This is a genomic window from Vibrio sp. 1151_11 (assembly GCF_029478525.1).
Taxonomy (GTDB): domain Bacteria; phylum Pseudomonadota; class Gammaproteobacteria; order Enterobacterales; family Vibrionaceae; genus Vibrio; species Vibrio anguillarum.
Genome location: NZ_SHMN01000060.1, coordinates 1 through 4,132, shown reverse-complemented (window position 1 = coordinate 4,132; position 4,132 = coordinate 1). Strand labels below are relative to the sequence as shown.

3 protein-coding genes are annotated in these 4,132 nt (G+C 41.7%); 1 reads left to right on the top strand and 2 read right to left on the bottom strand.

Annotated elements, in window-relative coordinates; genetic code table 11:
* Positions 1-351: 351 nt before the first annotated feature.
* Positions 352-867, bottom strand: a complete 516-nt coding sequence (locus tag EXZ60_RS18530; RefSeq protein ID WP_277436126.1) for a GNAT family N-acetyltransferase — start codon at positions 865-867, stop codon at positions 352-354.
* A gap of 859 nt (positions 868-1,726) precedes the next feature.
* On the opposite strand from EXZ60_RS18530, the gene EXZ60_RS18525 reads away from it, so the two are divergent.
* Positions 1,727-1,912, top strand: coding sequence for a hypothetical protein (locus EXZ60_RS18525; RefSeq protein WP_277436127.1), 186 nt, complete (start codon positions 1,727-1,729; stop codon positions 1,910-1,912).
* A gap of 1,130 nt (positions 1,913-3,042) precedes the next feature.
* Here EXZ60_RS18525 and EXZ60_RS18520 read toward each other — a convergent pair.
* A complete protein-coding gene (locus tag EXZ60_RS18520) occupies positions 3,043-3,987 on the bottom strand; it encodes a D-2-hydroxyacid dehydrogenase family protein (protein WP_277436125.1) in 945 nt (314 codons plus the stop codon).
* Positions 3,988-4,132 lie beyond the last annotated feature (145 nt).

Below are 4,132 nucleotides of genomic sequence, written 5' to 3'. Positions count from 1 at the left end.
AGACTTTCAGCAAGTACAAAATGCTCGATAAACTTGCCCTTTCCACACTTTGCGCCCACAAGATTCACAACACGCCAACGCTAAAACTGATTGAGGCAAACAAAGAACCTTGCCTGTTTTACGGTTTAAGTTAACCACGAATTTGAGGGGAAAAAAGCTCATTTGCCGACAATACCAAACGAATGGCCGGAGAAATCTAAAAAGATTGAGCCCCTAAATTTACCTGAGTTGCATAACGCCCGGCTAAGGGGTTGACAACGCACCACCGAACTCAAAAAACACACTATAAACACTGAATTTCAATTTTGTACTAAAGCCACCACGCGTTGGCAATCCCTCTTGAGCCGTTTGTTATGATTGTGGTCGGGGAATCGTATATTCGTAAAAAGAAACGCCACTATCATTAGCTAGTTGCTCTATAAAGCCTAACTTTTTAAGCAAGTTAGCTGAAGCAACATTAGATCTTTCAACGCCACCGACCAGCTTTGACCACGACTCAGTTTTAACTATTTTTTCGATAAAACTTTTCAGTAGCTCACTCGCCAACCCTTTACCCCAATATTCTTCACTCAGTAAGTAACCAATATGCGCTTCACTTTCGCTCTCTACATAGGCGAAAAGAAAACCGATTAGCTCTTGCGCTTCCGATTTTACTTGAAGCAGCCGACTCTCCGACGACATTCGGTCAAGCCAAACTCTAGCCAATTCCACGGAAGTAATGCCATGAAAATATGGAGGCAAGTTTTCAACAACCAATGGCGTTAGTATATTAGGGATCTGTTCGACCAGAGCTGAACGCTCAGTTAACGAAAGATCACCTGAGACTTCAGTTACTCTCAACCTCTGAGTTTCAAACGAAATTGTCATAGAATCTGCCTATTTGGATACAAATCATAACGCCCGGCTAAGGGGTTGACAACGCACCGCCGAACTTAAAAAACACACCTTAAACACTGAACTTCAATTTTGCACTAAAGCCGCCACGCGTTGGCAATCCCTCTTGAGCCGCTTGTTAGCTGCTACACTTTAGCCGGAGATTTACTACCCAACGGCCTAATTTAAAACACATTATTGCTTTCAAGCGACAAAGTAAAACGGACAACTGAGAAACTAAAACCTAACCCACGAAACGTACTTGGCAAAGAAGAAATAATAGGAAAACTGACGAGCTTCTAAGACTTCAATTTACAAAGAATTCTTTCGAAGAAGCCAACGGCCAAGTGCGCGAAATCCATTTAAGCGCGAAAGAGCTTCAAAACCAAAGAAGCCACACCAAAGAAATAAACAAACACACCACTTCCCGTAAACAGACTTTGGTTAGTTCAAACACTTCACGAACAGTGCCACTGGCGAGATACGCGGAAAAGTGCTGACTTTCAGGTGTAAAGCTAGAGCCTCAGACTAAGAAAAATAAACACGTAATTTGATGATTTTTCTTAACCTCAGCTAACGCCCGGCTAAGGGGTTGACAACGCACCGCCGAACTCAAAAAACACACTGTAAACATTGAACTTAAATTTTGCGCTAAAGCCGCCACGCGTTGGCAATCCCTCTTGAGCCGTTTGTTAGGCCAACCAATTGACAACAATACTTTCAAAACCCAAGAACAAAGCTTTTTGTAAACTTGAGAAACACTAACCGATTCATTTATAAACCAAAATGCTAAATCAGCAAAGAAACAAAAAACTCAAATTGAGCGATTTGGAAGAAAAGTGACGAACGTAGCATGCTCGGCGGACGTTTGGATGCTGAAGGTTATTTTGCCGCTGAATTTACAACGCTAAACAACCTAACGCGATCAAGAAACAACAAATATGTGATGGTTATTCATTTGCTTAAGTTCAGCCATGAGAACATGGAATTTACCGTTCAATTTCAACTCGATTTAGCTGATAAAACTCACTTTGCCTAACGCCCGGCTAAGGGGTTGACAACGCACCGCCGAACTTAAAAAACACACTGTAAACACTGAATTTCAATTTTGCACTAAAACCGCCAAGCGTTGGCAATCCCTCTTGAGCCGTTTGTTAGGCCAACCGATTGACAATGATACTTTCAAAACCAAAGAGTAGGGCTTTTTTACAAACTTAAAACAAACTAACCGATTCATTTATAAACTAAAACCCTAAATCAGCAAAGAAACCAAAAAATTCAAATTGAGCGATTTGGAAGAAAAGTGACGAGCGTAGCATGCTCGGCGGACGTTTGGATGCTGAAGGTTATTTTACCGCTAAACTCATAGCGCTAAACAACCCAACGCGATCAAGAAACAACAAATATGTGATGATTATTTATTGCTTAAATTAAGCCACAAAACATGGAATTTACCGTTCAATTCAAACTCGATTTAGCTGATAAAAACTCACCTTGCCTAACGCCCGGCTAAGGGGTTGACAACGCACCGCCGAACTCAAAAAACCACCGTAAACACTGAACTTCAATTTTGCACTAAAACCGCCACGCGTTGGCAATCCCTCTTGAGCCGTTTGTTATGCAAATTCAATAAGATAAGCTGACTTTACTCGATCAAAAGCCACCATTGCAATGGTTGAGTGATTCAAGAATCAACCCAAGTAGGAGCCGAGATAAATAAGCCGCCAAAACAAAGTCCACCGTTCAACAACAAACCAAGCTTTTGAATGAGACAAACTCAACAAGCAAGACTTTCAGCAAGTGCAAAATGCTCGATACACTTGCCCTTTCCACACTTTGCGCCCACAAGATTCACAACACGCCAACGCTAAAACTGATTGAGGCAAACAAAGAACTTTGCCTGTTTTACGGTTTGAGTGAACCACGAATCTGAGGGTAAAAGTGCACATTTGCCGGCAACACAAAACGAATGGCCGGAGAAATCTAAAAAGATTGAACCCCTAAATTTCCCTGAGTTGCATAACGCCCAATTAAGGGGTGAGCAACGCTACCACCCAACCTAAGGCATTGTACCGTAACCACTAAAATTGAAGTAGAAGCAAAAATGCCAAGCGTTGGGAATCCCTCTTAAATTGTTTGTTATAACAACGATTTCCTCGATGTTGAAACTTACACCGAACCCTGCTCGAAAGCTAAAATGTTCTCAAATGCTATTTTGAAATACAGTTCATAGCTATTTTGCTCTACATACCCCAAATGAGGCGTTGCCATAACGTTGGGCAACGAAAGTAAAGGCTCGCTATCGAGTGATGCTGGTTCAACATCAAAGACATCTAGAGCAGCACGCTTAGTTGGCACAGAAACAAGCTCATTGTAGAGGGCTGATGACTCAACAAGTTCTGAACGGCTAATGTTTACAAATAAAGAGTCAGATTTCATTAAGCTTAAGTCAGTGGCTTTTACACACGCTCGGGTCACATCATTTAAACGTAGGTGGAGTGAAACGATATCAGAGCTAGTAAAAAACGTTTCTTTTGAAGTAGTAGCGTCAAAGCCATGTTCGAGTGCTAGCTTTCTTGACGGCTCACTACCCCAAACAACAACCGACATTTCAAATGCTTTAGCATATTGAGCGATTCGTTGCCCTATTTTCCCGTAACCCCAAATACCAAGTTTTAAACCTTTTAAAGTTCGACCTAAACCCAGAACACCTGAGTCTTGCCATTTATCATTTTTAAGGTTCGCAGAATAAGTAGGAATGTAACGACTAGCAGCCATAATTAGCGCCCAGCCTAATTCAGAAGGTGCTATCGGAGAGCCGCGCCCCTCTAGTACTTGAACCCCAAATTTTTCACATAAATTAACATCAATGTGGTTGCTGACCTTGCCAGTTTGGCTAATGACTTTGAGATTAGGTAATCGAGATAGCAAGGACTCTGTTATTACTGTCCGCTCTCGAATTAGAACAAGAACATCTGTTTCCTGAAGTCGAGCAACCAACTCCGGTTCAGGGAGTGTTTCATTCAAAACTGACACTTCATGGTGAGATAATAGGTCGAAACAATCTAAAGTTCTGACCACATCCTGATAGTCATCTAACACTGTTATTTTCACTGAACTCTCCTTGTTGTTATAACGCCGCATTAAGTGGTGAGCAACGCTAAACACTGGTGCTTCGACAAACCACTTAAAACACAAAAACTGAATTTACACTAAAACCGCCAAGCGTTGCGAATCCGTCTTAAATGCTTTGTTATGC

What these genes read in the sequence shown, in the direction of transcription:
- EXZ60_RS18525 (WP_277436127.1), top strand. Translation starts at nt 1,727, where the DNA reads ATGCTCGGCGGACGTTTGGATGCTGAAGGTTATTTTGCCGCTGAATTT.
- EXZ60_RS18530 (WP_277436126.1), bottom strand. Translation starts at nt 867, where the DNA reads ATGACAATTTCGTTTGAAACTCAGAGGTTGAGAGTAACTGAAGTCTCA.